Consider the following 25,633-nt stretch of genomic DNA (forward strand, 5'->3'; position numbering starts at 1 on the left):
CGTGGCCGCCCCGCCCGCGCTCAGAACGTGCTGCTGCCCGCCTCGCGGTCGCCCAGCGCGACGATCATGTCGATCTCGACCGCCGCGTTCTTGGGCAACTGGGCCACGCCGACCGTGGTGCGGGTGTGGCCACCGCCCGGCTGGAACAGCGTGTAGAGGATGTCCGAGGCGGCGTCGGCCACTTCGCTCTGCTCGGTGAAGTTCGGTGCGCTCTGCACGTAGACCGTCATGCGCAGGATGCGCTTCACGCGGCTCAGGTCACCGCCGGCGGCCTGGCGCACGACGGCCAGAGCCTTCACGATGCAGATGCGGGCCGCGTGTCGGGCCTCCTCGCGCGAGATCTCGGCGCCGACCCTTCCTGCCACGGCCACCGCGCCGCGGATGCGCGGGATCTGGCCGCTGACGTAGAGGATGCCGTCATGCTCGACCGAGACCTCGTAGTGCGGCACGGCGCGGATCTCCTCGGAGAACTCCACGCCCAGGTCGTTGGCCAGTTTCTTGAACAGTGCGTCGCTTGCGGTGCTCATCGGGGGTGCCTCGTCATCATCCCGGCATGATGCCTCGCGCCGCCGCACGGTCCAAGCGCCGGCGATGCCCGCGCGCTACAGGCCGCGGCGCATCTCCACATGCGGGATGCCCGCATCGTCGAACACCGGCCCACGCTGCATGAAGCCGGTGCGGACGTAGAACGGCACGGCCGAGAGCTGGGCACTGAGCACGATCTCGCGGTCGCCGCGCCGGGCAGCCAGCGCCATCAGCGCGTCGAGCACCGCGCGCCCGGCCCGGCCGCCGCGCAGCGGCCGGCGCACCGCCATGCGCCCGATGCGGGCCAGGCCGTTGGCCTCCGGCACCAGTCGGCCGGTCGCCAGCGGGAAGCCGAGGCGGTTGTAGGCCACCGCATGCACCGCGCCGGCATCGGTCTCATCCCATTCCATCGCGGCCGGGATGTGCTGCTCCTCGATGAAGACCTCGGTACGGATCGAGCGCGCCGCCTCGCCCAGCGCGGCCCAGTCGCCGGTGCGCACCTCGAGCATGGTCTGGCCGACCTCGAAGCCCTCCAGCACCTCGCGCAGCGCGGCCGGCACCGGCCGGCTGGTCTGCGTGGCCGGGTCGGCGAACACGTAGACCAGCTCGCCGCTGACCAGCAGGTCGTTGCCGCGCAGCACCGCACCATGGAACAGCAGCGACGAGGTGCGGATGCGGGTGCAGCGGATGCCGATGTCGAGCACGTCGTCGTAGCGCGCCGAGCCCTGGTAGTCCAGCGTCGCCTTGCGCACGTAAAGGTCGCCGCCGAAGTGCTGCATCGATTCGGCGTAAGGCAGCGCCAGCGCGCGCCAGTAGTCGGCCAGCGCGGTGTCGAAGTACATCAGATAGTGGCCGTTGAACACGATCTGCTGCATGTCCACCTCGGCCCAGCGCACCCGCAGGGTGTGCAAGTGGCGGAAATCGCTGCGCTGGAGTGTCATGACGCGAAGGCCTCCTGGAGGGCACGGGCGGCCGCGGCGTGCGCCTGGCGCGCCTCCGGCACCGCGCGGCCCATCTTGATGAAATCGTGGACCACGCCGCGCCACAGCTCCAGCTGTACCGGCACGCCCGCGGCCCGCAGCACGTCGCCGTAGGCGATGCCCTCGTCGACCAGCGGGTCGCATTCGGCCAGCCCGATCCACGTGGGCGCGACGCCGGCGTGATCGGGCGCGAGCAGCGGCGCGAAACGCCAGTCCTCGCGGTGCTCGGGCGCGATGTAGTGGCCGAAGAACCAGTCGATCAGCGGGCGCGCCAGCAGCACGCCCTCGGCATAGCGGCGGTGCGAGTCGCTGTCCTGGCGCGCGGCGGTGCCCGGGTAGAACAGCAACTGCAGCGCCAGCGGCAGACCGGCGTCGCGTGCCATCAGTGCGCACACCGCGGACAGGGTGCCGCCGGCGCTGTCGCCGCCGACCGCGAGCCGCGTGGCATCGAGGCCCAGCGCCGTGCCGCCGTCGCGCGCCAGCCACTGCAGCGCGTCCCAGGCATCGTCGACCGCGGCCGGGAAGCGGTGCTCCGGCGCGAGCCGGTAGTCCAGCGACAGCACGGCCGCGCCGCCCTGCAGCGCGAGCTGGCGGCACAGGCTGTCGTGGGTCTCCAGGCCACCGATCGTGAAGCCGCCGCCATGCAGGTACAGCAGCACCGGCAGCCGGTCGCGGCTCGCTGCGTACAGGCGCGCTGGCATCCCGCGACCGTCTGGGGCAGGAATGCGTACCTCCTCGATCCGGGCCAGCGGAACTCTCGGCAGGTCGAGGATCTCGGCGCCGAGCCGGTAGGCCTCGCGCGCTTCGCCGACGCTCATCGTGTGCAGCGACGGCCGGCCGGCGCGGCGCATGCGGTCGAGCACGTCGCGCATCGTGGGGGTCAGCCCGTACTCGGGCGTCTGGGAGGCGGCGGACGGCATCGAGCGCGAGCATACTGGCAGCCGCCATTTCCGGCGCAGATGGAGACACCGCCCGGCGCCCTTGCGCGCTCGAGGACATGCAGCATGGCCAGCATCTTCTACATCACCCAGGTCCAGTTCGATTTCGGCGCGGTGCGCGAGCTTGCCGCCGAGTGCGCGCGGGTCGGCATCAGCCGCCCGCTCGTGATCACCGACGCTGGCGTGCGTGCGGCCGGCGTGCTGCAGAAGGCACTCGACGCGCTGAGGGACCTGCCCGTCGCGGTGTTCGACGGCACGCCGTCCAACCCCACCGAAGCGGCCGTGCGCGCGGCCCGCGAGGTCTGGGATGCGCACCGCGCCGACGGACTGGTGGCCGTGGGCGGCGGCTCGAGCATCGACCTGGCCAAGGGGCTGGCGATCCTGGCCACCCATCCCGGCGAACTGAAGACCTACGCCACCATCGAAGGCGGTTCGCCGAAGATCACCGCGGCGGCGGCCCCGCTGATCGCCGTGCCCACGACCGCCGGCACCGGCAGCGAGGTCGCCCGCGGCGCGATCGTGATCGTCGACGACCACCGCAAGCTCGGCTTCCATTCCTGGCACCTGGTACCCAAGGCCGCGATCTGCGACCCGGAGTTGACGCTGGGCCTGCCGCCCGGCCTCACCGCCGCGACCGGCATGGACGCGGTGGCGCATTGCATGGAGACCTTCATGTCGGCCGCCTTCAACCCGCCGGCCGACGGCATCGCGCTCGACGGGCTGGCGCGGGCCTGGGCCCACATCGAGCGCGCCACCCGTGATGGTGGGGACCGAGAGGCGCGGCGCCAGATGATGAGCGCGTCGATGCAGGGCGCGATGGCCTTCCAGAAGGGCCTGGGCTGCGTGCATTCGCTGTCGCACAGCCTCGGCGGCATCGACCCCCGGCTGCACCACGGCACGCTCAACGCGATGTTCCTGCCCGCCGTCGTGCGCTTCAACGCCGACGCCGACAGCGTGCGCGGCGAGCGGCGCCTGGAGCGCATGGCCCAGGCGATGGGCCTGGCCTCGGCCGGCGACCTGCCGGCAGCCCTCGTCGACATGAACGCCCGGCTCGGCCTGCCGACCGGCCTGGCCGCGATGGGCGTGGATGCGGCATGGCACGAGCGCGCCGTCACCGGCGCCCTGCTCGACCACTGCCACAAGACCAACCCGCGGCTCGCGACCGCCGACGACTACCGGGACATGCTGGCCGCCTCGATGTGAGGCTCGGGCGCGCCGGTTGCGGCAGCCGAAGCCACCACCGGCGCCGCGGCCTCGCCGACGCGGTAGTAGCCGCGGTAGTAGGGCCTCGGATAGGGCCGGTCGTAGCCCGGGCCGTAGATGGGCCGTTGCACCGGCACGACCGGCACCACGTAGCAGCCGCCGAGCAGGGCCGGGATCAGCAGCATGCCGAACCGGGCCCGGCGCCACAGGGAAAGGGAGTTGGGCATGAAGGGTCTCCTCAGCGGTCCGGGTGTCGGGCCCACCCCTTTTCAACGCCGCGCGGCATGCGGCGTTGATTGCTGTCAGGTAAAGACGGCCGCCGTGCGCGATCCCGGGCGCTGCTCAGTCGATCGCGGTGCCGCCGTGCTCGAAAGCGAAGCGCGGGCGCAGCAGCCCATCGACCATCAGCGATTCGGTGAACATGGCAAACGGCCGCACCCACAGGCCGTGATCACCGTACAGCGGGCGGTAGAGCACCAGCGGTTCGCGCGTCTCGCTGTGCCGCACGACGCCGAGCACCTCGTAGCGCGCGCCCTTGTAGTGAGCGTAGGTGCCGAGCGCGATCTCGGGCAGCGGGGCAAGCGGATCGTCGAGGGCCATGCGGTGATTGTGGCGCGCCGCGCGGCCGCGGTCAGAGCGGCTCGACCGCCAGCCCCGGCCCGGCCGCCACCGCCGCGGCCAGGTCGTCGGCCAGCCGCTCGCTCTCGGCCACCGCGCGGCGCCACACCGCCATGCGTCCGCGCAGGTCGGTGGCGTACTGCTTGAAGTCGCTGCGATCCGGCAGCTTGCCGTGCGGCAGCGTGCGCACCCAGGCCGGATCGGGCGCCAGCACCACCACGTTGTCGAGGAAGGGTGTGGCGCGATGGCGGTGCTTCAGGGCCTTGTCGAGCCAGCCGGGCACCACCGCCTTCTGGAAATGCGGATACAGCACCAGGCCGTGGGCGAGGCCCGTGCCTTGTGCCGCGCCGCGGTTGATCGACGGGTAGTTCCAGTGCAGGTGGTAGTCGGTGATGCCGCCATCCCAGTAGGCGCCGGGCGGTGCACCGGGGATGTCGTGGACGGCTTTCAGCGCAAACGGGATCGAGCACGAGGCCAGCAGCGCCGGCCGGAAGTTCTCGGCGGTCAGCCGCACTTGCCGGTGGCGCAGATCGCTCAGGTCGACCGGTAGCGCCTCACCCGGCGAGGAGAACACCACGCGCTCCAGCCAGGCCCCGAGCGTGCGTCGGCTGAGCGCATTGCTCAGCAGCGCGCCGGCGTAGCCGAGCGGCGTGCGTACGCTGCCTTCGCGACCGAGCACATGGCGCCCGCGCGAGGTGACGATGTGCAGGCGGTAGCGCGGATGGGTCAGCAGCGCCTCGACCTGGCCGTCGAAGAAGGCGCGCAGCTCCTGCTCGAAGCCGCGGCTGACCTGGGCTGCGTTCGGGAGCGTGCGCCCCGGGTCGAGTTCGTAGGTCTGGGCGATGTAGTCCTCGGTCAGTCGCGCGAAGCCCGCCCGCGGATCGGCCAGGGCGGCCGTCGCCATGCGCCAGGCGCCGATCGAGGCCCCCGCGAGATGGACCGTCTGCCGGCTGCCGCTCAGCCACTGGCCGAACAGGTAACGGTCCATCGGCCCCAGCACCAGTCCCTTCGGTCCGCCGGCGGCGCCAGCCACCACGCGCACGTCCTGCGGCCGAAGGCCGTGCTCGGCGAGGTGCGCCCGGGCGCTGCGGCCGGCATAGATGCGCAGTGCGGGTGTTGTCATCGACCGATGCTACCGGGCCGTTCGAGGGTCGGCTCCGGCACGTAGGCCACGGCCTACAGGCGGAGTCGGTGGCGGCCGATGGTCGGCGACGACGCGCCCCACGAACATGCATTCACACCCTCGTTCGTTTCAGGGACTGCAAACGGCGCCAGTCCGCGCAACAATCGTGCTGCATCGCACCAAATCATCGAACCCCACTGTCCCGTGACCGCCGCTGCCGCCGTTTCCCCGTCGCCTGACCGTGCCCGCTCACGGTCGGCCCGTTCGCTCCTCTGGGGATGCGCGGCGGTCGGCCTGTTGATGGGCGGCAAGGCGCGGGCCGCTTTCGATCTGAATGTGCTGACCGAGCGCGCCAAGGCGCTCGCCGCCACGCCCTACCGCGAACAGGCCACGTTCACGAATTCCCGCCTCGACGCCCTGAGCTACGACGACTACCGCGCGATCCGCTTCCGGCCTCAGTCGGCCTGGTGGCGCGAGGCCGGGCTGCCGTTCGAATTGCAGTTCTTTCATGTCGGCGGCAACTACACCCGGCCCGTGCGTGTGCACGAACTGGTCCAGGGCCGGGAGCTGCCGCTGAGCGTGCCCAGCAGCGCCTTCGACTTCGGGAACGCCGCCCCTGCCGTCGCGGGGCAGGCACAGGCCGAACTGGCGGGCTTTCGCGTCCACTACGCGCTGAACCGCGCCGGCTACAAGGATGAGTTCACCGTCTTCCTGGGCGCCAGCTATCTGCGCGCAGTGGGGGCCGGCCAGCACTACGGCAGCTCGGCTCGGGGCGTCGCGATCGATACCGCCGGTGACGCCGGCGAGGATTTCCCCGCCTTCGAGGCGTTCTGGATCGAGCGGCCGGCTCGCGGCGCGAAGTCACTGACCGTCTACGCCTTGCTCAACGGCGCGCGTGTCACCGGCGCCTACCGTTTCGAGCTGCGGCCGGGCAGCGTGACCGAGGTGGCGGTCCAGGCCCGGCTGTTCCTCCGGGGCGCCGTCGCCACGCTCGGGATCGCCCCGCTGACCAGCATGTTCTTCGGTGGCGAGAACCATCCGAAGCCGCTGCAGTCGCTGGGCGACTTCCGGCCCGAGGTGCACGACGCCGACGGACTGCTGATCGAGACCGGCGACGGTGAGTGGCTCTGGCGCCCGCTGCTGAATCCGGATCGACCGTTCACCACCAGCTTTGCCATGCAAAGGCTGCGCGGTTTCGGGCTGATGCAGCGTGACCGCTCGTTCGCCAGTTACGAAGATCCCGAAGCGCGGTACGACCAGCGCCCGAGCGTGTGGGTCCGACCCGAGGGCGATTGGGGCGCCGGCCGCGTCGAACTGATGCAGTTCCACTCGCCGGACGAAACCAACGACAACGTGGTGGCGTACTGGGTCCCGGAGCGTCTGCCGGCCGCCGGCCAGCCGCTGACGCTGAGCTACTCGATGCTCTGGCAAGGTTCTGATCAGCAGTCGCCGCCGCGACAGGGCCGGGTGCTGCAATCACGCCTGGGCCGTGGCCTGGAGCGTCCCCAGCCCGGAGAATGGCAATTTCACATCGACTATGCCGGTGGCCCGCTCGACGGGCTGTCGGCGGTTGCCACACCTCAGGCGTTTGTCACATCGAGTGACAACGCACGCGTCTTGCTAGCGAACGTCTACCGCAACCCGGCCACCAAGGGATGGCGCCTGAATCTGAAGGTTCAGCGTCTCGATGCCAAGCAGCCTGTCGAGCTGCGGGCTCTCTTGAAGGACGGTGCCAACGTGCTCACCGAAACATGGACCTACGCCCTGCCCCCGGAATGAACACCACCGCCAAGCCCTCTCCCCTGCGCCCCACGCTGGAGCGCACCGAAACAGCGCCGCCGGTGCGGCGCGGCAGCATGACGCCGGTGCCCTGGACCGGCGTGCCGGTGGGGCTGAGCCGGCTGTTCGGCACCCGAGGCGATCGCAAGACGTTCGCTGCGCCGGCGTGGCTCGCCGCGGCGACGGCGCGCCGCCGCCTGCTGCTGGCGCTGGTGATCGGCAGCGCCGGCCTCGCCACCGCGGTGCTGGACAGCGCCGCCGGGCCGGGCCACAGCGGCCCCTGGGCCATGCTGCAGACGGGCTTGTTCGCGCTGCTGTTCGCCTGGGTGGCGGCGGGCTGCGTGACCGCGGTGATGGGCTACGTGAGCCTGCGCCGCGGCGACCACCATGCGCTGAGCCCCGAAGACGTGGCCGGCCGGCCGATCGCCGAGGACGCCCGCACCGCCGTGGTGATGCCGATCTGCAACGAGGACATCGCCACCGTCGTGGCCGGCTTGCGCGCCACCATCGAGTCGCTGTCGCGCGCCGGCTCCTTCGACCGCTTCGACGTCTACATGCTGTCCGACACCGGCGACCTGACACTGCGCGACGCCGAACTGGCCGCCTGGCGCGGCCTGCGCGAGGCGCTGGCCGCCGACGGCTACGACAGCAGCCGCGTCTACTACCGCTGGCGCCAGCGGCGCACCAAGCGCAAGGCCGGCAACGTGGCCGACTTCTGCCGTCGCTGGGGCCGCGACTACCGCTACATGGTGGTGCTGGACGCCGACAGCGTGATGAGCGGCGACGCGCTGCTGACGATGGTGCGCCTGATGGAGGCTCAGCCCAAGGCCGGCATCATCCAGACCGCGCCGCGCTCCTGCGGCCACGATTCCCTGCACGCCCGCCTGCAGCAGTTCGCCGGACGCGTGACCGGCCCGCTGTTCAGCGCCGGCCTGCGCTTCTGGCAACTGGGCGAATCCCACTACTGGGGCCACAACGCCATCCTGCGCGTCGAGCCCTTCATGAAGCATTGCGCGCTGGCCAGGCTGCCCGGCAAGGGCGGGCTCAGCGGCGAGATCCTGTCGCATGACTTCGTCGAGGCCGCGCTGATGCGCCGTGCCGGCTACGAGGTGTGGTTGCTGCCCGAACTCGACGGCAGCTACGAACAGGCTCCGCCGCACCTGATCGACGAACTGACGCGCGACCGCCGCTGGTGCCAGGGCAACCTGCAGAACGCCCGTCTGGTGGCCGAGCCGGGCTTTGCCGGCGTGCACCGGGCGATGTTCGTCACCGGCGCCATGTCCTACGTGGCCTCGCCGATCTGGCTGGCGTTCGTGCTGCTCGGCGTGCTGCCCTGGTTTGCCGGCGACAACCTGCAGGATGCGACCGAGGGCGTCGGCCTGCCGCTCGCGCAGATGATGCTGTGGAGCGCCACACTCGCGCTGCTGCTGGTGCCGCGCGTGCTGGCCGTGCTGCTGGTGATCCGGCGTCGTCAGGAAGCCGGCTACGGGGGCCGCCAGACCCTCGTGACCAGCGCGCTGCTCGAGGCGCTGATGTCGGCGGTGCAGGCGCCGGTGCGCATGGTGGCCCACTCGATCTTCGTTCTGGGTGCTTTGACCGGACTGAAGCTGAACTGGAAATCGCCGTCGCGGGAAGCCACCGCGGTCGGCTGGCGCGAGGCGATCGGTCGTTTCGGCGTCGTCGGCACGATCGTTGCCGCCGCAACGGCCTGGTGGCTGGCCGGTCAGCCCGGCGAGGCCTGGCGCGTGCTGCCACTGGCGCTGCCGCTGGTGCTGGCCGTGCCACTGGCGGTGATCACCAGCCGCAGCGAGTTCGGCCTGGCCTGGCGTCGCCGCGGCTGGCTGCTGATCCCCGAGGAATCGCGCGCCCCGGCGGTGCTGCAGGCCGCCTGGCGCTATGCCGGCGTGGTGCGCCCGACGATCACCGCACCAGCGCTGACCGGTGTTCGCAATGACGTGGCGCTCGGCGGCAGGGGTGTAGCGACCTGGCAGCGTCGTGCGCTGGCCACGGTGGGTCTGGCGATGGCGACCGGCGTGGCGGTGATTCCGCAGACGGTGGCGACCGGTGGCCTGTCGCACAGTGACCTGGCGGCGATGCGGATCGTGATGCAGGCGTCCAGCCCGTCGGCCGCACCGCGCGTCCTCGGCGCGCTGCCGGTCCGTCGTGTCTCGACGATGCCGGTCGACAGCGTGCGTTACCCGGTGGTCCGCCGCACCGCCACGCGCACCTGAGGCACCGCTACGCTCGCCCTGCCCTCTTCCCGGAGAGGGACGCGAGACGGCCGGTGGATCAACGCCGCGTCTGCAGCTTGGCGAACGCCGCGGCCATGGCATTGCCACCCGCGGGCTGAGGCGCAGCACCCCGCGGCGGCCCGCTGCGGGCGCGCTCTTCGCGCCCGGCCGGCCGGTAGCCGTTCTCGCTGCCTTCGCCGCGCCCGTCGCGGCCGCGCGCCACGCTGGCGTCGAGCTTCATGGTGAGCGAGATGCGGCCGCGCGCCAGGTCGACCTCGAGCACCTTGACCTTGACGATGTCGCCGGTCTTCACGATCTCGCGCGCGTCGTTGACGAACTTGTTCGCCAGCTGGCTCACGTGCACCAGCCCGTCCTGGTGGACGCCCAGGTCCACGAAGGCGCCGAACTGCGCGACGTTGCTGACCGTGCCTTCCAGCGTCATGCCGGCCTGCAGGTCCTTGATGTCGTCGACGCCCTCGTTGAAGCGCGCCACCTTGAAGTCCGGGCGTGGGTCACGGCCGGGTTTCTCCAGCTCGGCGAGGATGTCCTTCACGGTGATCGCGCCGAAGCGCTCGTCGGCGTAGACCTCGGGCCGCAGCTTGCGGATCACGTCGCTGTTGCCGATCAGATCACCGACGGGTCGGCCGACGGCGGCGATGATCTTCTCGACCACCGGATAGGTCTCGGGGTGCACGCCCGACAGGTCCAGCGGGTTGTCGCCGTCGCGGATGCGCAGGAAGCCGGCCGCCTGCTCGAAGGTCTTCTCGCCCAGGCCGGTGACCTCTCGCAGCTGGCGGCGGTTGCGGAAGGCGCCATGCGCATCGCGCCAGCGCACGATGCCGGCCGCGACCGCGCCCGACAGCCCGGACACGCGCGACAGCAGCGGCGCCGACGCGGTGTTCAGGTCCACGCCGACCGAGTTGACGCAGTCCTCCACCACCGTGTCGAGCGTGCGCGCGAGCTCACTCTGGTTCACGTCGTGCTGGTACTGGCCGACACCGATGCTCTTGGGGTCGATCTTCACCAGCTCGGCCAGCGGGTCCTGCAGTCGCCGTGCGATCGAGACCGCCCCGCGCAGGCTGACGTCGAGTTCGGGCAGTTCCTTGCTGGCGAACTCCGAGGCCGAATAGACGGAAGCCCCCGCCTCGCTGACGACCACCTTCTCGATGTGCGTGCCGGGGGCCAGCTGCTGCATGCGCTTGATCAGATCGGCCGCCAGCTTGTCGGTCTCGCGGCTCGCGGTGCCGTTGCCGATCGCGATCAGGTTGACGCCGTGGGTCGCCGCCAGCCGACCCAGCGTGTGGATCGAACCGTCCCAGTCCTTGCGCGGCTCGTGCGGATAGACCGTGGCCGTGTCCAGCACCTTGCCGGTGTCGCTGACGACGGCCACCTTCACACCGGTGCGGATGCCGGGGTCCAGGCCCATCACCACGCGCTTGCCGGCCGGCGCGGCCAGCAGCAGGTCGCGCAGGTTCTCGGCGAAGACCTTGATCGCCACCTTCTCGGCATCCTCGCGCAACCGCGCGAACAGGTCGCGCTCCAGGCTCAGGCTGAGCTTGACCTTCCAGGCCCAGGCCACACACTTGCGGATCAGCTCGTCGGCCGGGCGCTTCGCGTGGCTCCAGCCCAGATGCACGGCGATGCGGCCTTCGGCGAGCGAGGGCCGGCCGGGCACCATCTCTTCGTCGAGCACCAGTTTCGCGTCCAGGATCTCCAGCGTGCGGCCACGGAACACCGCGAGAGCGCGGTGCGAGGGCACGGTGCGGATCGGTTCGTCGTAGTCGAAGTAGTCGCGGAACTTCGCGATCTCCGCGTCCTGCTCGTTCTTGCCGTCCATCAGCTTGGAGCGCAGCAGGGCCTCGTCCCAGAGCCAGCCGCGCAGCGACTGCACCAGCGCGGCGTCCTCGGCCCAGCGTTCGGACAGCAGGTCGCGCACGCCGTCGAGCACCGCGTGGGCATCGGCAAAGCCGGCCTCGGCCAGCGCAGAGGCCCCGCCTTCGTAGGCCGCGATGAAGGCCGCGGCCTGCGCCAGCGGCTCCAGCGTCGGGTCGGCGAACAGGCGGTCGGCCAGCGGCTCGATGCCGGCCTCGCGGGCGATCATGCCCTTGGTGCGGCGCCGGGGCTTGTAGGGCAGGTAGAGGTCCTCGAGCTCCTGCTTGGTCGGCGCCGCCTCGATCGTGGCTCGCAGCTCGGGCGTGAGCTTGCCCTGCTCGTCGATGCTCTTCAGCACCGCGGCGCGGCGCTCCTCCAGCTCTCGCAGGTAGGCCAGGCGCGCTTCCAGCTCGCGCAGCTGGATGTCATCGAGGTTGTCGGTGACCTCCTTGCGGTAGCGCGCGATGAAGGGCACCGTGGCGCCCCCGTCGAGCAGTTCGACGGCAGCATTGACTTGGGCCGGCCGAACCTTCAGCTCGGCGGCGATTTGCAGCAGGATCTTGTCCACGGACTCGGGAGGGGCCCTGCGACGGGCCACGGATCATCGGGAAGGCGCGCAGTGTAGCGACCGGCCGGACACCGGCGGTTGCATCTCGGCGTGCCCTTCAGCCCAGCTTGCGTTCGGCCGCGGGCGGCGGGCTCCACTGGTAGAGCCAGGTCTCGCTGAGCGACTGGCCATCGCAGCGCAGGTAGACGCGCAGGTCGATCGGCTCGGTGCCGGCGGGCGGTACCACGTCGAACATCGCCCGGAAGCCCGAGACCGAGGCCAAGGGCCTCGCCGACGTGATCTCCACCCGGCCGCGCGAGGCGCTGACGACGGCCTCCACCTTGGCCTTCGGCCCGATCAGCGACAGGTCGCCACCGGCGAAATCGACCGCGAAGCGCCACGAGAAATACTTGCGCGGCTGACCGATCACACCGCCCAGGCCGGTGCGCGTGGCCACGCAGCGCGCGAGCGGCGGCCGCGCCGGCGGCTGCGCACCCCAGTAGAGCCGGTAGGCGAACAGCAGCTCCTCGCCGGCCTGGGGCTGGCGCGCCGGATTCCACAGCGCGACGATGTTGTCGAAGGTCTCGTCGGCGGTCGGGATCTCCACCAGTTGCAGCGAGCCGGCACCCCAGCCCGACTTCGGCTCGACCCACACGCAGGGCCGCTTGTCGTAGAACACGCCGTCGTCCTGGTAGTGGTTGAAGTCGCGGTCACGCTGCAGCAGGCCGAAGCCGCGCGGGTTCTCGTCCTGGTAGGCGTTGAAGCGCAGCGTGGCCGGGTTCGTGAGCGGGCGCCAGATCCACTCGCCGCTGCCGGTCCACATCTGCAGGCCGTCGCTGTCGTGCACCTCGGGCCGCCAGTCGTTGGCGACGCGGCGGTCGTTCTCGCCGTACTGGAACATGCTGGTCAGCGGCGCAATGCCCAGGCGCTCGATGGGTTTGCGCGGGTAGAGCGCCGCATCGATGTCCATCACCTGCGTGTCGCCCGGCGTGATGACGAAGCGGTAGGCACCGGCGATGCTGGGCGAATCGAGCAGGGCATAGACGGTGATGCTGCTGGACTGGCGTGCCGGCTTCTCGAGCCAGAAGGCGACGAAGTTCGGAAACTCCTCCGGTCGCGGCAGGCCGGTGTCGATGGCGAGGCCGCGCGCCGACAGGCCGTACTGCCAGTCGCCGCCGACCGCGCGGAAATAGCTCGCGCCCAGGAAGGCCGAGATGTCACGCTCGAGGTCGGTGTGGAAGTTCAGCCGGAAGCCGGCGAAGCCCAGATCGCTCGGCAACTGGCTGCCCTGCACGCCGCTCTTGCCGTAGTCGAACATCTCCGCGTCGTAGGCCAGTTCGCGGGCGCGGCCGTCCACGAGTTCATGAATGCGCACCGGCGACTTGAAGAACAGCCCCAGGTGAAAGAACTGCGCCCGAAAGCGCAGCTCGTCATCGCCCCACAAGGCGTGATCGGGTCGGAAGCGGATGGCCTGGTGACGGTCCCAGTCGAGCGAATCGATCGCCTTCGGCAGTGTCGACCGCGGCGCCTGGTAGGCCTTGGCAGCCAGCGCCCGGGCGCGGCCCTTGAGCAGCGCGTAGTCGAAGGCCTCGGCCTGGCCGATCGCCTTCAGGCCCGCCGCAGCGGCGTTGCCTCCCAGCAGGGCTTGCAGCGTGGCGGACGCGGCGATGCCGCGAAGCAGTTGTCGTCTTTGCATGGAGAAAACGAAGAAGGAGGAAGCGAGCCTCCGTACGATACCGGAGGCTGCGGCAGGCCGGGCGGCCTGCGGCTTCAGGCGGTCGCGAGCGGAACGAGTTCGGAGCCGATCGCGATGCGGATCGTCGGGCGCAGGCCCGGCCGACGCAGCAGCAACTGCGCCAGCAGTTCCTGAGCGGCGCGCCACAACGCGCTGCCGCGCGGACGGTCGCCCTGGCACTCGCGGCGGGGGATCACCAGTTCGGATTCGACGCGTTCGCCCCGCCCGGCGTAGTCGATCACGCAGCGCGCGACCAGCACCTGGTGCGTCGCGAGCAGCACTTCGGTGCTGTGATGCGCCTCGAGGTCGAAGCCGATGTCGGCCGGGGCCTGCGATGCCTCGAGAGCGGCGCTATCAGGCTCGAGAAGGAGGGATTCGGCTGTCATGGCTGCAGATGCTAGATCGCCGTCCGTGACAGTCTGTAGGCGGCCGAAAACGGGCGCTGTAGGACAACATGCTCTCCACCGGAGAGAGGCTTCACCGCACGGTGCAGTCCGTCGGCCCCACTACAATTCCTCGCATGGTCTCCCGGCTCCACGCCCTGCTCGTCGCGCTCTTGCTGTGCTGCTGCGGCCTCCTTGCGCCTGCCGCGGCGAGCCCCGACAGGACGGCCCCAGGGATGCAGGCCGACGCCGCGGCGACCGAGCGTGCCATCGATCGTTTTTCGGTGTCGGACCCGATGACGCAAGGGCAGGCCGAGAGCGCAGCCGATGGCCCGGGGCTGCCGGCGGCGACACCGTTGCCGACCTTCACCGCGTCGAGCGCGGCGTTGCTCAGGCCTTATGCCGACGGCCTCCTGCGCCCGCCCTACCTGGACGGGCTCCAGCGCCCACCCCGCGCGACGGCCCTCTTCGCCTGAAGCCCGCCGCGGACGCTCCGCGGCCCCAACGTTCCCCCGGCCTGCGTTGCAGGCCTGCTGCGGCATCGCCGCATTCACGCTTCTGCCATGGAATTCCTTCTCGACCCCAATATCTGGATCGCTTTCGCGATGCTCACCGCCCTGGAAATCGTCCTGGGCGTCGACAACATCATCTTCATCTCCATCCTCGTCAGCCGCCTGCCACCCGAGATGCGCGACAAGGCACGCCGGCTCGGCCTGGGCTTCGCGATGGTCTCGCGGCTGCTCCTGCTGTTCTCGCTGAGCTGGGTGATGGGCCTGACGGAAGATCTCTTCTCGGTGCTCGGCCAGGGCATCAGCGGGCGTGACCTGGTGCTGCTGTTCGGTGGCCTGTTCCTGCTCTACAAGGCCTCGCACGAGATCTTCGTGGAGGTCGAGGCCCCCGAGAAGGACGGCCCGCCCGTCACCGACGCCGCCGCGCTGAAGGCGGCCGGCAACCGCCTGTTCTGGGGCGTCATCGGCCAGATCGCGGTGATCGACATCGTCTTCTCGCTCGACTCGGTGATCACCGCCGTGGGCATGGTCGACCAGATCGGCGTGATGGTCGCCGCGGTCGTCACCTCGGTCGGCGTGATGCTGGTGGCGGCCAAGCCGATCGGTGAGTTCGTCGAGCGCCATCCGTCGGTCAAGGTGCTGGCGCTGGCCTTCCTGGTGATGGTCGGCATGGCCCTGACGGCCGAGGCCTTCGACATGCACGTGCCCAAGGGCTACATCTACGCGGCGATGGCGTTCTCGCTGGGCGTCGAGGCCCTGAACATCCGCTCGCGCGGCAAGCGTCGCGCCGCGATCGAGGCCGGCAAGGGAGCGGCCTGAGGCGGCGGCGCAGCGATTCAGCCGGCAGGGCCGCCTCACGGCGGCCTTGTCTTTGAGCCGTGCAGCGCCGAAGCTATCAAGCTGGTGCGATGGATGTGCACGCGGTGCCGGGGCCGACGACGCTCCGACCGGCACGCGGCGCCAGCACGTCGGGGCGTTCTGCCCGGGTGACCGGGCTCCACGAGGGGAATGCCATGCCTGCCTTCATCACACTGGTGAATTTCACCGACCAGGGCGCACGCAGCATCAAGGACTCGCCGGAGCGATTCGAGGCTTACAAGGCGCTGGCCGAGGGCCTGGGCGTCACGGTCAAGAGCGTGCACTGGACCCAGGGGCCCTACGACCTGGTGCTGATCACCGAGGGCCCCGAGGAAGGCGCAATGCTCAGCGCGCTGAAGATGGCGCAGTTGGGCAACGTGAGGACGCAGACGATGCGCGGCTACTCGGCCAGCGAGATGCGCGGCTTCGTCAAGAAGCTCGGTTGAACAGGCCCGTGCCCGCCGTGCAGGCACCGCTCCCCGGGTTCAGGCCGACTTGAGGCCGAGCCGCTCGAACAACGCCTCGTCGCGCTCGACGTCCGGGTTGCCGGTCGTCAGCAGCTTGTCGCCGTAGAAGATGGAATTGGCGCCGGCCAGGAAGCACAGTGCCTGGATCGCGTCGCCCATCTCCTGGCGGCCGGCCGACAGCCGCACGTAGGCGGTGGGCATGGTGATGCGCGCGACGGCGATGGTGCGCACGAACTCGAAGGGGTCGAGCTTCTCGCTGCCGGCCAGCGGCGTGCCCTCGACCTGCACCAGTTCGTTGATCGGCACCGACTCCGGATGCGGGTCGAGGTTGGCCAGTTGGGCCACCAGCCCGGCGCGCTCGCGCCGGCTCTCGCCCATGCCGACGATGCCGCCGCAGCACACGTTCATGCCGGCGTCGCGCACGTGCGCCAGCGTCTGCAGGCGCTCCTCGTAGACACGGGTGCTGATGATGCGGCCGTAGGCCTCGGGCGAGGTGTCGAGGTTGTGGTTGTAGTAGTCGACGCCGGCTTCCTTCAGCGCCTGCGCCTGGGGCTTGCTCAGCATGCCCAGCGTGCAGCAGGCCTCGAGGCCCAGCGACTTCACCTCGCGCACCAGTTCGACCACCTTCTCGATGTCGCGGTCCTTCGGCTCGCGCCAGGCCGCGCCCATGCAGAAGCGCGTGGCACCGGCCGCGGCCGCGGCCTGGGCCGCCTGCCGCACCGTGGCCACGTCCATCAGCTTGTCGGCCTCGACGCCGGTGTCGTGGTGGACCGACTGCGGGCAGTAGGCGCAGTCCTCCGGGCAGCCGCCGGTCTTGATCGAGAGCAGCGTCGAGCGCTGGACCGCGTTGGCATCGAAGTGCTCGCGGTGCACCTGCTGGGCGCGGAAGATCAGGTCGTTGAACGGCAGCGCGAACAGGGCCTCGATGGCCTCCACGCTCCAGCGTTCGCTGGACGGATGCACATGGACGGGCGCCGGGCGCACGAGATGAACAGGCTGGGTGGCAGTCATCCCGCCATTGTGCCTGCTGACGCCGGCCGGGCGTCGCGCCCGCTTCAGTGCTGGCCTGCTGCCAGCCAGGCCAGCATGCCCTGCCCCGCCGCACGGCCGGTGGCGAAGCAGGCATTGAGCAGGTAGCCGCCAGTCGGCGCTTCCCAGTCGAGCATCTCGCCGGCGCAGAACACGCCGGGCAGCGCCTTGAGCATCAGCCGTTCGTCGAGCGCCTCGAAGCGCACGCCGCCGGCGGTGCTGATGGCCTCGTCGAGCGGCCGGGCCGCCACCAGCCGCAGCGGCAGCGCCTTCAAGGCCGCGGCGAGGCGCACGGCATCGTGCAACTGCTCCTTGTCCAGCAGCTCGTGCAGCAGCGCAGCCTTCACGCCGTCGATGCCGAGCCGGCTCTTGAGGTGGGTCGACAGCGAGCGCGGCCCGCGCGGCCGCGCCACTTCGGCGGCCACCCAGTCCGGGCTGCGGTCCGGCAGCAGGTCGAGCGTGAGGGTCGCCTCGCCGTGCGCGGCGATCTCGTCGCGCAGCAGTGCCGAGGCGGCATAGACCAGGCTGCCTTCGATGCCCGTGGCGGTGACGACGAACTCGCCCTGGCGGTGGAATCGGCGGCCATCGGGCGTCTCGACGCTCAGCGCCACCGGCTTCACCGGCGCGCCGGCAAAGCGCTCGCGCAGGTGGGTGCTCCAACCCGACGCCTGGCCGGTACGTCCGACGTCGAAGCCGCAGTTCGAGGGCTGCAGCGGCGCCACGTCGACGCCGCGCGCGGCGAGCCAGGGTCGCCAGGCCCCGTCGGAGCCGAGCCGAGCCCAGCTGGCGCCGCCCAGGGCCAGCAGCGTCGCGTCGGGACGGATGGTCAGCTCGCCGGTGGGCGCCGCGAAGCGCAACGCGCCCTCCTCCGTCCAGCCGCACCAGCGATGGCGCTGGTGGAGGCGCACTCCGGCGCTGCGAAGGCGCTGCAGCCAGGCCCTCAGCAGCGGCGCAGCCTTCAAGTCCGCTGGAAAGACCCGGCCGGAACTGCCGACGAAGGTCGCGATGCCCAGCCCACCGGCCCATTGCCGCAGTGCGGCCGGGTCGAAGGCCGTCAGCCAGGGCGCGAGTTGCGCCTGCCGTGCACCATAGCGGGTGAGGAACAGCTCGAAGGCCTCCCCATGCGTCAGGTTGAGCCCACCCTTGCCGGCGAGCAGGAACTTGCGTCCGACCGACGGCATGGCGTCGAACAGGTCGACCTGCACGCCGCCCGCCACCAGCACTTCGGCGGCCATCAGGCCGGCGGGGCCGCCGCCGATGACAGCGAGTTGTCTTGGGGCACTCATCGAATCGCCTGCAACGGCGCGCGAGCCGTGCAAGGTGCCGGAGCGTGGAACATCGGGGGCGACTTCATGGGCGGCGCAGTGTGCCACGCGAGCCCATGTCAGGTTCTCGTCGCGAGATCGACTGCAGCTCATGTGCCCGAGGAGCCCTGCGATGCTCAAAGTCCTGACTGCCCTGCTGCTGGTTCCCGCCCTGGCCGCGGCGGCCGAAGCGACATGCAGCGCTCGTTCCGGCCCGACGGCGCCGCTGGTGGTCGAGCTCTACACCTCGGAGGGCTGCAGTTCCTGCCCGCCGGCCGACCGCTGGCTGAGCACACTGGCGCGCCGCAGCGATGTCGTTGCGCTGGCCTTCCACGTCGACTACTGGGACCGGCTCGGCTGGGTCGACCGTTTCGCGAGCCCCGAGTGGACGCTGCGTCAGCAGCGGGTCGGCCGGGTCAGCGGATCGAGCTTCGTCTACACGCCGCAGGTGCTGGTCAACGGACGGGACCACCGTCGCTGGCCCGCGTTGCCGCACGCATCGGCGCCGGCGGCGGTCTCGCTGGAGCTGCTCCGTGAAGGCGACGATTACCTGGCCCGTGTCCAGCCGCTCGCCGGCGCGCCCCGCGAACTGTCGGGCTACTGGGCCGTGACCGAGGACGGTCACCGGACCCAGGTGCGCAGCGGCGAAAACGCAGGCGCGGCCTTGCAACACGACGCCGTGGTGCGCGAGCTGCAATCCGTGGAGCGAATCGCCGACCGACCGCTGCGTTTCAGTCCACGGGTCGATCCGGAACGGCTCGACGGACCCTCGAAACGGCCGCGCCGCATCCAGTTCGTCGTCGTCGACGCTCGCACCGGCCTGCCGCTGCAAGCGCTCCGGCTGGATTGCTGAGCGGCCTTCGTCGATAGGCATGGCTCACGGTCGCCCGATCGAGCCCCCTAGGTCCCGGAACTCCGCTCGCACGAGCCACGCCGGGTGTTAGCCTTCGCGCATTCCACCAGCGCCGCGACGCCCTCGCCGGGCCGCCGGACAGACCGATGCGCCGTTCGCTGTCGATCCTGAGCCCCCGCCTCGATACGCAGTTGAAGATCGGCCTGGGTTTCGCCCTGCTGGCGTTGTTGATCTTCTCTGCCGTCGCGGTCGTGTCGGGCCACCAGGCGAGGCGGCAGGTCAGCAACGACATCGGCGAGAGCCTGACCCTGCTGGCTTCGCGGATGGCAGCCAGTCTCGACAACGGCTTGTTCGAGCGCTATCGCGAGATCCAGAACGTCGCGAGCTTCAGCGAACTCTTCGCCACCGAAGAGCACCCGGACCGCTGGCGGCCGGTGCTCGAGCAGTTGCAGCTCACCTACCAGCACTACGCATGGATCGGCGTCACCGATGCGGACGGCACCGTGCTGGCGGCCACCGGCGGACTCCTCGAGACGCGCGACGTCTCCCAGCGCCCCTGGTTCAAGGAAGCCCGGTCCGCACCCTTCGTCGGCGACGTGCACGAGGCCGTGCTGCTGGCGAGCCTGCTGCCCGGCCCGAGCGGGAACGAGCCGCCGCGCTTCGTCGACGTGGCGGCTCCGATCGTCCGTGGCGATCGCAAGGTCGGCGTGCTCGGCGCGCACCTGAGCTGGAAATGGGCCGAGGAGCGCCGCCAGAACGTGCTGAAGCCGGTCGAAGCCGAGCGCCGGGTCGATGTGTTGATCGTCGATCGCGATGGCCAACCGCTGCTCGGCCCGCTCGGCCGCGCCGATGCACGGCTGCCGCAATCACGCATCGCGCCCCTGCTCCTGCGCGGGCACGGCACCGAGACCTGGAGCGACGGCCAGGACTACCTCACCGCGGCGGTTCGAGGCTCGGGCCACCGCGACTACCCCGGTCTGGGCTGGACCGTGCTGGTGCGTCAGCCCATCGACACGGCGCTGGCGCCGGCCCGTCAGCTGCAGTGGCAGATCACCGCAATCGGTTTGCTGGGCGCCGGCCTGTTCGGACTGTTCGGCTGGTGGCTTGCGGGGCGCCTCACGGCGCCCCTGCGCGACGTGGCACGGCAGGCGCAGGCGCTGGCGGTCGAAGGCTGGCCCGTGATCGACGATGGGCCCCCGCGCGACGAGATCACGCAGCTGTCCGCCTCGCTCGGCACGCTGATGTCGCGGCTGCAGCAGCGCGGCCAGGAGCTGCTTCGGCTCAACGAGACGCTGGAACAGCGCGTCAGCGAGCGCACCGAGGCGCTCGAACTGGCCAACGCCGATCTCAAGAGCTTCAGCCACAGCGTCTCGCACGACCTGAAGGGACCGATCGGCTCGATGGGCATGGCGCTGCGGCAGGTGCTCGACCAGGAAGGCGACCGCCTGGAAGAGCGCTCGCGGAGCCTGCTCAAGCTGCTGGCGGCCGAATGCGACCGGCTGCGCCTGTTGGTGGACGAGTTGATGGTGCTCGCACAAGTGGAGCAGCAGGAACTGCAGTACGTCGTGGTGTCGATGGAGGACCAGGCACGCGCCGTGGCCGAACCGCTGCGCTCCGCTCAGGTCGCGGTTGCGGGCCAGGGGTTGCCGGCAGTGGTCGAGGTGGTCATCGCCGAATTGCCGCAGATCGAAGGCGATCCGGTCCTGCTGCGACAGGTGTGGCAGAACCTGCTCGCCAATGCCTGCAAGTTCAGCCGCCGTACCGCCTCACCGCGCATCGAGATCACGGCCGAAACCACCGATGACGAAGTGATCTACCGCGTCAGCGACAACGGCGTCGGCTTCGACATGCGCCAGGCCGCGCGCCTGTTCGGTGCCTTCCAGCGTCTGCACCGGAGTTCCGAGTTCCCCGGCACCGGCATCGGCCTGTCGATCGTCAAGCGCGTGGTGCACCGCCATGGCGGCCGCGTCTGGGCCCACTCCGTGCCGAATGAGCGCACCAGTTTCTACTTCGCGCTGCCACGCAGAAATCACTTTAAGAATGAAATTTAATTGTTTAAAAACAATAGTTTATTAATTTTTCTTAAAGTGATAAATCACGTCAAGACGCTGGACGCAGTGCCGCCTTCAGTTGCTGGCCCAGCTCGGGCTTGCTCTGATAGGGATCGCTGGGGTTGCGGCCCTGGACGATGTCCTCCATCCGTGTCTGCACGCCTGCCAGGGCCTGCGGATGGCTGTAGACGTAGAAGCGACCTTCTCGCACGGCATCGAACACGAACTGCGCCACCTGCGCCGCACTGACCCGCCCCGATTCCACGGCCTTGCCGATCATCGTGTGCGCGACGCGCTGGCTCTGCGTGGCCCGCTGTCCGCGCAAGTCGGTCGGCCGGTTGCGGTGGCTGTCGCCGATGCCGGTCGGTACGAAGTACGGGCAGAGCACCGAGGCGCCGATGCGGTCGGTCACCATCCTCAGATCCTGGTACAGCGTCTCGCTGAGCGACACCACGGCATGCTTGGTGACGTTGTACACGCCCATGTTCGGCGTGTTCAGCAGTCCGGCCATCGACGCCGTGTTGACGATGTGCCCTTCGTAGCCGGGGTCCTGCGCCGCAGCCGCCAGCATCATCGGTGTGAACACGCGGACACCATGCGCCACGCCCATCAGGTTGACGCCGACGACCCACTCCCAATCCTTCAGCGTGTGCTCCCAGATCAGGCCTCCTGCACCGACTCCGGCGTTGTTGAACACCAGGTGCGGCGCGCCGAAGCGCGCCAGCGTCGCGGCCCCGAGCGCCTCGACCTCGGCGGCCTGCGCCACGTCGAGCCGGAACGGCAGCACCTCGGCCCCCAGCGCCTCGATCTCGGCCACGGCCCGCTCCAGCGCGTCGGCCTGCACGTCGGCCATCACGAGTTTCATGCCCGCGCGGGCCGCGACGCGCGAGGCTTCCAGGCCGAAGCCCGAGCCCGCTCCGGTGATGACCGCGGTGCGGCCGGCAAGCTGCTGGATCATGCCGTCGCGTCCTTCTTGATCTGGAAGCCCAGGCGCGGGAAATGCACATGCAGCCGCCCTGCCCGGTCGTCGCGGCGCTCGACCGTGACGGACTCTCGCGTCAACCCGACCAGCGGCCCGACCACCGGGTCACGGCCGTAGTCCACAGCCGACACCGCGACGCGCTCGCCCGACTCGAAGCCCAGGCCCGGCTCCACGCTCACCGGCGCGTGCGCCTTCGCACCGGCCGCGATGGCCAGAGCCTCGTCTTCGCCGAGCGCCTCGGGTCTTCCGTGCCCGAAGGCCAGTACGCGGGCATGCCAGGCCAGCAGCTTCGGGTAGGCGTCGAGGATGCCGACCACCGGCGGCGCGCTCTTCACGAACCAGACGCAGTGCGCCACCGAGAAGTCCGCGATGCTCGGCGTGCCGCCCCCCAGGAAGGCCCGGCCGTCGGCCAGCCGCTGCTCGATCCAGCCCAGGTGGTTGTGCAATTGCGCGGTCGCGTCGCTCACGGCCGGCCAGTGCAGCCCCGATGTCATCGCTGCGCGATCGGCGCCGAAGGCGTTCAGCACCTCGGGCGGCGCGCCGGCGAAGATGGCCGCCATGCCGGCCGGCTGCAGCGTGTAGGGCACCGCCGTCCAGAACAGAGTGAAGTCGGCCCACTGCGCGATCAGCGGCGCCACGCCCGCCGATTCGGCCGGATAGAGCGTGGGCTCGGGCGCGCGGGCCTCGATCACGCGGGCGATCAACGCGGTGTCGCAGTACACATCGGCGCCGACCTGCAGCACGGGCGTCTTGCGGTAGCCGCCCGTCAGGGCCACCAGGTTCGGCTTGGGCATCATGATCGGGATGGTCACGCTGCGCCAGGCCAGCCGCTTGTAGCCGAGCATGAGCCGAGTCTTCTCGGCGAACGGCGAGGCCGGGTAGTGGTGCAGGATCAGGTCGCTCATGGTGTCGAGGCTCCAGGGAAAGTCGGGGGTGCGGCGCGGTGCGCGGGCCGTGGCGCGAAGATGCGGTGGAAGGTGTCGGACAGGTCGCGCACCTCGGCGCCGTCGAGCACACCCTTGGCCGCCAGCAGCCGGTGCAGCCGCGGCAGGTGGTAGTGCGGCACGGCCGGGTACAGGTGGTGCTCGAGGTGGTGGTTCACGTGGTGCGGGAACAGCAGCGCGCGGCCCAGCAGGTTCAGCAGCGTGTCGGCCGCCCGGCCGCTCTTCGCCGCCCCGGTGAGATTGCTGCGCGCCGCCGTCAGCGGCGAGCCGAGATCGGCGACCGCGCCGTGCTCGCAGATCGCGCGCAGCCGCAGGATGGGCTGCAGCACCGTCAGCAGCGGCAGCGCCCACAGCACCGCGTACTGCGCCAGTCCCTGCCAGCCGCCGAGGCCGAAGCTCGCCGCCGGCAACGCCAGCTGTGCGGCCACCACTCCCCAGCGGTCCTGGCGCGCGGTGCGCCGCAGGCCCTGCGAGGTGTCGTTCAGCAGCTTCTGCGTACGCCCTGCGCCCTCGCCCGCCGCAGCGGCCTCGTCGCGGATCGCCGGCGCGCCGAAGAAGTAGGCGTAGGTCTTCCAGGCGTTCCAGCCGAGCAGGTCTTCGCCGAGCTTTCTCCACAGGTAGGCCACGCCGCGCGGGTAGCCGCCGTGGATCGCGGTGTCGGGGTCCTGCGGGCCGTAGAGGTGGTTGTGGTGCAGCCGGTGGATCACGCGGTAGGTGCTCATCGAGATGCCGCCGGCCATGCCGATCAGCCGCCCCAGTACGTCGTTGAGCCGCCGGTTCGACAGCAGCCGGTAGTGCGCCGCCTCGTGGGCGAGGATGAAGAAGCCGTGCTGCTGCACCCCGACCACGAGAACGCTCGCCAGCACCCAGGGGCTGGGCCAGACGGCCAGCCCGAAGGCGATCGCCGCGGCGCTGACGCCGACGCTGAGCGCCAGCGCACCCATCGAGCGGCCGTCGCTCAGGCGCGTCAGCGGCGCCAGTTCCTGCGCGCTGAGCACGCGGCGCGCGGCGGCTGTGCCCTGCCCGGCGCGCGCCGCCGGCGCGGCCAGCGGCCGCAGATCCTCGCGGAACTCCTCGCCCGCGTGCGGCGGCGGCGTGCTGTCGTCCATGCGGTGCTCCTGCGATGCCCTGGAGGTTCGACGGCTCGTGGGCGCTGCCGGTTCCGACCCGGGCTCAGACCAGCTTCACCAGCTGCTTGCCGAAGTTGCGGCCCTTCAGCAACCCGAGGAAGGCCTGCGGCGCGCCGGCCAGGCCCTCGGCGATGCTCTCGCGGTACTTGAGTCGGCCGCTCGCCACCGCCTCCGCGAGCTCTTTCAGTGCCTGTGGCCACAGCGCCATGTGCTCGCTGACGATGAAGCCCTGCAGCTTCATCCGGTTCACCAGGATCAGCGAAGGGTTCTGCATCGGGATCGGCTCGCCGTTGTAGCCGGCGATCATTCCGCAGAAGGCGATGCGGCTGAAGGCATTCGCACGCAGCATCACGGCGTCGAGGATCAGTCCGCCGACGTTCTCGAAGTGACCGTCGATGCCGTTCGGGCACGCGGCCTTCAGCGCGGCGCTCAGCGACTTGAGATCCGGATGCTGGCGGTAGTCGATGCAGGCGTCGAAGCCCAGCTCGCCGCTGACGTAGGCGCACTTCTCCGGCCCGCCGGCGAGACCGACCACGCGGGCGCCGCGCGCCTTCGCCAACTGCCCCACCGCACCGCCGACCGCACCGCTCGCCGCGCTGACCACCACGGTCTCGCCGGCCTGAGGCGCGATGATCTGCGTGAGGCCGTACCACGCCGTCACGCCCGGCATGCCCACCGCGCCCAGGTAGGCCGGCAGCGGGACCTGGCTCGTGTCGACCTTCTGCAGCGCACCGCGCTGCTTGGCGTCGACAGTCTGGTAGAGCTGCCAGCCGCCCATGCCGACGACGGCATCGCCGACGGCGAAGTACGGATTGCGCGAGGCCGCCACCTCGCCGACGGTGCCGCCGATCATCACCTCGCCCAGCGGCTGGGGCTGGGCGTAGCTGCGGCCCTCGTTCATGCGGCCGCGCATGTAGGGGTCGAGCGAGAGGTAGTGGTGGCGCACCCGCACCTGGCCGTCCTCCAGCTCGGCCAGCGGCGTCTCGACGAGGCGGAAGTTGTCGACCGTCGGCTCGGCCTCGGTCCGGGAGGCGAGCAGGATCTGCTGGTTGATCGTCGCGTTCATGGTCGCTCTCCGGTGCGGGTTTCAGTCGGAGCCGCTGCCGTCGAGACGGCGCTGCAGCGACTTCGGTTCGCGCGCGCCGGCCGGCAGCGCGCGCAGGTACTTGAAAGTGCCGGTCGCGTGCGCGCACAGCGCGCCGTCCTCACCGAGCACGCGGCCTTCGCAGAACGCCAGCGTGGCGGTGCGGTGCAGCAGCCGACCGTGGCAGCGCAGCAGTCCCTCGCCGGGACGCAGGAAGCTGGTCTTCATCTCCACCGTCACGACGCCGGGGCCGAGCCCCGCCTGCGCGTGGTTGGCGCTGCGCGCGGCATGGGCCATCGCGACATCGAGCAGCGTCATCGTCAGGCCACCGTGAGCGACCTGGAAGGAGTTGGTCAGGGCGTCCACCACGCGCACCGTGATCTCCGCCTCGCCGTCGGCCAGGTGGACCAACTCGAAGCCGAGTTGCTCCACGAAGGGGATCTGTACCGGGAAGTCCATCGTGTCGGGTCCGTCGGAGGAAGGCGCCG

24 protein-coding genes are annotated in these 25,633 nt (G+C 70.5%); 8 read left to right on the forward strand and 16 right to left on the reverse strand.

Annotation, left to right across the window (positions count from 1 at the left end; translation table 11 throughout):
* Positions 1 to 20: 20 nt before the first annotated feature.
* From ASC67_RS02920 to ASC67_RS02930, 3 genes are all read right to left on the reverse strand, one after another.
* Positions 21 to 527: a RidA family protein gene (locus ASC67_RS02920; protein WP_056314893.1), complete on the reverse strand. Its 507-nt coding sequence runs from the start codon at positions 525 to 527 to the stop codon at positions 21 to 23.
* A 75-nt stretch (positions 528 to 602) separates the two neighbouring features.
* Entirely contained in the window at positions 603 to 1,466 is an 864-nt protein-coding gene (locus tag ASC67_RS02925; protein WP_056314895.1) for a YbgC/FadM family acyl-CoA thioesterase, read from the reverse strand.
* Entirely contained in the window at positions 1,463 to 2,425 is a 963-nt protein-coding gene (locus ASC67_RS02930) for an alpha/beta hydrolase (protein WP_056314896.1), read from the reverse strand. The genes ASC67_RS02925 and ASC67_RS02930 overlap by 4 nt, the downstream gene beginning before the upstream one ends.
* An 84-nt stretch (positions 2,426 to 2,509) precedes the next feature.
* On the opposite strand from ASC67_RS02930, the gene ASC67_RS02935 reads away from it, so the two are divergent.
* Entirely contained in the window at positions 2,510 to 3,646 is a 1,137-nt protein-coding gene (locus ASC67_RS02935; RefSeq protein ID WP_056314898.1) for an iron-containing alcohol dehydrogenase, read from the forward strand.
* Here the strand turns inward: ASC67_RS02935 and ASC67_RS02940 are convergent.
* From ASC67_RS02940 to ASC67_RS02950, 3 genes are all read right to left on the reverse strand, one after another.
* Positions 3,616 to 3,873, reverse strand: coding sequence for a hypothetical protein (locus tag ASC67_RS02940; protein ID WP_056314900.1), 258 nt, complete (start codon positions 3,871 to 3,873; stop codon positions 3,616 to 3,618). The two genes, ASC67_RS02935 and ASC67_RS02940, sit on opposite strands and share 31 nt — an antisense overlap.
* A 115-nt stretch (positions 3,874 to 3,988) precedes the next feature.
* Entirely contained in the window at positions 3,989 to 4,246 is a 258-nt protein-coding gene (locus tag ASC67_RS02945; RefSeq protein ID WP_056314902.1) for a DUF1653 domain-containing protein, read from the reverse strand.
* Positions 4,247 to 4,277: 31 nt separating this feature from the next.
* Complete coding sequence (locus ASC67_RS02950) at positions 4,278 to 5,387, reverse strand: patatin-like phospholipase family protein (RefSeq protein ID WP_056314904.1); 1,110 nt, start codon at positions 5,385 to 5,387, stop codon at positions 4,278 to 4,280.
* Between the two features lie 300 nt (positions 5,388 to 5,687).
* On the opposite strand from ASC67_RS02950, the gene ASC67_RS02955 reads away from it, so the two are divergent.
* Both ASC67_RS02955 and mdoH read left to right on the forward strand, forming a co-directional pair.
* On the forward strand, positions 5,688 to 7,166 hold the full coding sequence (locus ASC67_RS02955; RefSeq protein WP_404932826.1) for a glucan biosynthesis protein G: 1,479 nt from the start codon (positions 5,688 to 5,690) through the stop codon (positions 7,164 to 7,166).
* Entirely contained in the window at positions 7,163 to 9,397 is a 2,235-nt protein-coding gene (gene mdoH / locus ASC67_RS02960; protein WP_235566198.1) for a glucans biosynthesis glucosyltransferase MdoH, read from the forward strand. The genes ASC67_RS02955 and mdoH overlap by 4 nt, the downstream gene beginning before the upstream one ends.
* Positions 9,398 to 9,455: 58 nt before the next feature.
* Here the strand turns inward: mdoH and ASC67_RS02965 are convergent, their stop codons facing one another.
* The 3 genes from ASC67_RS02965 to ASC67_RS02975 all read right to left on the reverse strand — a co-directional run bounded on the left by ASC67_RS02965 (position 9,456) and on the right by ASC67_RS02975 (position 13,937).
* Positions 9,456 to 11,837, reverse strand: coding sequence for a Tex family protein (locus tag ASC67_RS02965; RefSeq protein WP_056314906.1), 2,382 nt, complete (start codon positions 11,835 to 11,837; stop codon positions 9,456 to 9,458).
* Between the two features lie 97 nt (positions 11,838 to 11,934).
* A complete protein-coding gene (locus tag ASC67_RS02970) occupies positions 11,935 to 13,512 on the reverse strand; it encodes a glucan biosynthesis protein (RefSeq protein ID WP_056314908.1) in 1,578 nt (525 codons plus the stop codon).
* A gap of 74 nt (positions 13,513 to 13,586) precedes the next feature.
* Positions 13,587 to 13,937 carry a hypothetical protein gene (locus ASC67_RS02975; protein ID WP_056314910.1) on the reverse strand — a complete coding sequence of 117 codons (351 nt, stop codon included), beginning with the start codon at positions 13,935 to 13,937 and terminating at the stop codon, positions 13,587 to 13,589.
* Between the two features lie 134 nt (positions 13,938 to 14,071).
* Between ASC67_RS02975 and ASC67_RS02980 the strand changes: the two genes are divergently transcribed.
* The 3 genes from ASC67_RS02980 to ASC67_RS02990 all read left to right on the forward strand — a co-directional run bounded on the left by ASC67_RS02980 (position 14,072) and on the right by ASC67_RS02990 (position 15,747).
* On the forward strand, positions 14,072 to 14,410 hold the full coding sequence (locus ASC67_RS02980) for a hypothetical protein (protein WP_056314913.1): 339 nt from the start codon (positions 14,072 to 14,074) through the stop codon (positions 14,408 to 14,410).
* An 87-nt stretch (positions 14,411 to 14,497) separates the two neighbouring features.
* Positions 14,498 to 15,262 (forward strand): TerC family protein, encoded by a 765-nt coding sequence (locus ASC67_RS02985; protein ID WP_056314914.1) that lies wholly within the window; start codon positions 14,498 to 14,500, stop codon positions 15,260 to 15,262.
* 194 nt (positions 15,263 to 15,456) lie between these two features.
* Positions 15,457 to 15,747: a GYD domain-containing protein gene (locus ASC67_RS02990; RefSeq protein WP_011829383.1), complete on the forward strand. Its 291-nt coding sequence runs from the start codon at positions 15,457 to 15,459 to the stop codon at positions 15,745 to 15,747.
* Positions 15,748 to 15,786: 39 nt separating this feature from the next.
* Here ASC67_RS02990 and bioB read toward each other — a convergent pair whose 3' ends face one another.
* Both bioB and ASC67_RS03000 read right to left on the reverse strand, forming a co-directional pair.
* Positions 15,787 to 16,779: a biotin synthase BioB gene (bioB, locus tag ASC67_RS02995; protein WP_056314916.1), complete on the reverse strand. Its 993-nt coding sequence runs from the start codon at positions 16,777 to 16,779 to the stop codon at positions 15,787 to 15,789.
* A 44-nt stretch (positions 16,780 to 16,823) separates the two neighbouring features.
* The gene (locus ASC67_RS03000; RefSeq protein WP_056314918.1) at positions 16,824 to 18,083 is read right to left on the reverse strand and encodes a TIGR03862 family flavoprotein; all 1,260 of its coding nucleotides are present in this window, start codon (positions 18,081 to 18,083) and stop codon (positions 16,824 to 16,826) included.
* Positions 18,084 to 18,234: 151 nt separating this feature from the next.
* Here ASC67_RS03000 and ASC67_RS03005 point away from each other — a divergent pair, with 151 nt between their 5' ends.
* Both ASC67_RS03005 and ASC67_RS03010 read left to right on the forward strand, forming a co-directional pair.
* Positions 18,235 to 18,954, forward strand: a complete 720-nt coding sequence (locus ASC67_RS03005; protein WP_056314919.1) for a thioredoxin family protein — start codon at positions 18,235 to 18,237, stop codon at positions 18,952 to 18,954.
* A gap of 146 nt (positions 18,955 to 19,100) precedes the next feature.
* Entirely contained in the window at positions 19,101 to 21,005 is a 1,905-nt protein-coding gene (locus tag ASC67_RS03010) for an ATP-binding protein (protein ID WP_056314921.1), read from the forward strand.
* Between the two features lie 49 nt (positions 21,006 to 21,054).
* Here the strand turns inward: ASC67_RS03010 and ASC67_RS03015 are convergent, their stop codons facing one another.
* The 5 genes from ASC67_RS03015 to ASC67_RS03035 form a co-directional block, all read right to left on the reverse strand.
* Entirely contained in the window at positions 21,055 to 21,963 is a 909-nt protein-coding gene (locus ASC67_RS03015; RefSeq protein WP_056314922.1) for an SDR family oxidoreductase, read from the reverse strand.
* Positions 21,960 to 22,892 (reverse strand): glutathione S-transferase family protein, encoded by a 933-nt coding sequence (locus ASC67_RS03020; RefSeq protein WP_056314924.1) that lies wholly within the window; start codon positions 22,890 to 22,892, stop codon positions 21,960 to 21,962. The genes ASC67_RS03015 and ASC67_RS03020 overlap by 4 nt, the downstream gene beginning before the upstream one ends.
* Positions 22,889 to 24,040, reverse strand: a complete 1,152-nt coding sequence (locus ASC67_RS03025) for a fatty acid desaturase (protein ID WP_056314927.1) — start codon at positions 24,038 to 24,040, stop codon at positions 22,889 to 22,891. The genes ASC67_RS03020 and ASC67_RS03025 overlap by 4 nt, the downstream gene beginning before the upstream one ends.
* Positions 24,041 to 24,104: 64 nt before the next feature.
* Positions 24,105 to 25,127 (reverse strand): NADP-dependent oxidoreductase, encoded by a 1,023-nt coding sequence (locus tag ASC67_RS03030; protein ID WP_056314929.1) that lies wholly within the window; start codon positions 25,125 to 25,127, stop codon positions 24,105 to 24,107.
* 21 nt (positions 25,128 to 25,148) lie between these two features.
* The gene (locus tag ASC67_RS03035; protein WP_056314932.1) at positions 25,149 to 25,604 is read right to left on the reverse strand and encodes a PaaI family thioesterase; all 456 of its coding nucleotides are present in this window, start codon (positions 25,602 to 25,604) and stop codon (positions 25,149 to 25,151) included.
* Between the last annotated feature and the right edge of the window lie 29 nt (positions 25,605 to 25,633).

The organism is Methylibium sp. Root1272, assembly GCF_001425905.1.
In the GTDB taxonomy this organism is placed as follows: domain Bacteria; phylum Pseudomonadota; class Gammaproteobacteria; order Burkholderiales; family Burkholderiaceae_C; genus Methylibium.